This window comes from Bradyrhizobium sp. NAS96.2, assembly GCF_001908235.1.
Taxonomy (GTDB): domain Bacteria; phylum Pseudomonadota; class Alphaproteobacteria; order Rhizobiales; family Xanthobacteraceae; genus Bradyrhizobium.
Genome location: NZ_LGHK01000416.1, coordinates 1 through 1036, shown reverse-complemented (window position 1 = coordinate 1036; position 1036 = coordinate 1). Strand labels below are relative to the sequence as shown.

At 59.2% G+C, this 1036-nt stretch carries 1 protein-coding gene; it reads right to left on the bottom strand.

Annotated elements, in window-relative coordinates; translation table 11 throughout:
• Window positions 1–57: 57 nt before the first annotated feature.
• Window positions 58–933 (bottom strand): IS630 family transposase, encoded by an 876-nt coding sequence (locus AC628_RS41635; protein WP_074132560.1) that lies wholly within the window; start codon window positions 931–933, stop codon window positions 58–60.
• Window positions 934–1036 lie beyond the last annotated feature (103 nt).

Below are 1036 nucleotides of genomic sequence, written 5' to 3'. Positions count from 1 at the left end.
ATCCTCAGAGTAAGGCTTGCCCATCCATGCTGGCCTCCGCCCAGCCAGCATGGTGAATCAAAAACGACCTGATTTGGGAATCCCAAATCGATTCAAGCTAACTTCATCCCGCTTTAGGTAGCTCAGACATTCTTCGGGCGAGAAGAGCTTGAGGACCTCGCCGATGGCGAAACAAACAGCCTCGACTGTTCGGGCTGCTGCTCTGCGGAGGAAGTGCTTGAGCTTGGCGAAGACCTGCTCGATAGGGTTCAGGTCGGGGGAGTATTTTGGCAGAAAGAAAAGCTTGGCTCCTGCGGAGCGGATGAGCTGACGCACGATCTTGCCTCTGTGGCTGCCAAGATTGTCCATGACCACGATGTCGCCGGGGCGAAGCGTCGGGAGAAGGACCTCCTTGACGTAGAGGCGGAAGCTGTCGCCATCGATCGGCCCCTCAAGAAACCACGGCGCCGCGATGCGGTCATGGCGCAAGGCCGCCAGGAAGGTCATGGTCTTCCAGCGGCCGTGTGGAACTTTGATAGGAAGCCTCTGGCCGCGCGGCGCCCATCCCCGCAAGGCCGCCATATCGGATCGCGTTCGCCGGCCACCACGCTTTTTTTTGAAGCTGAGCTTCTCAGCATGGACGAACTCCCATACCGAACGATAGTCAACCTTCAGCCCGCGATCGGCGAGCTCGGCGACCAAGCCGCGCAAGGTGAAGTCTCGCTTGGCTCTTTCCAACATCCAGACGCGGTGTTCGCCGGAAATCGCCTTCGTCCGGTGGCCGCCCATCTTGCCGGGCGCCACGCTGCCGGTCTCGTTCTGTCGGCGCACCCAGCCAATGGCGGTGCTGATCGCAACCCCGAACTGTTTTGCCGCCTCATTGCGCGACAAACCGCCGGTCAAAACCGCTGCGACAACCCGCTTCCGAAGATCCTCAGAGTAAGGCTTGCCCATCCATGCTGGCCTCCGCCCAGCCAGCATGGTGAATCAAAAACGACCTGATTTGGGAATCCCAAATCGATTCAAGCTAACTTCATCCCGCTTTAGGAGCTCAGAC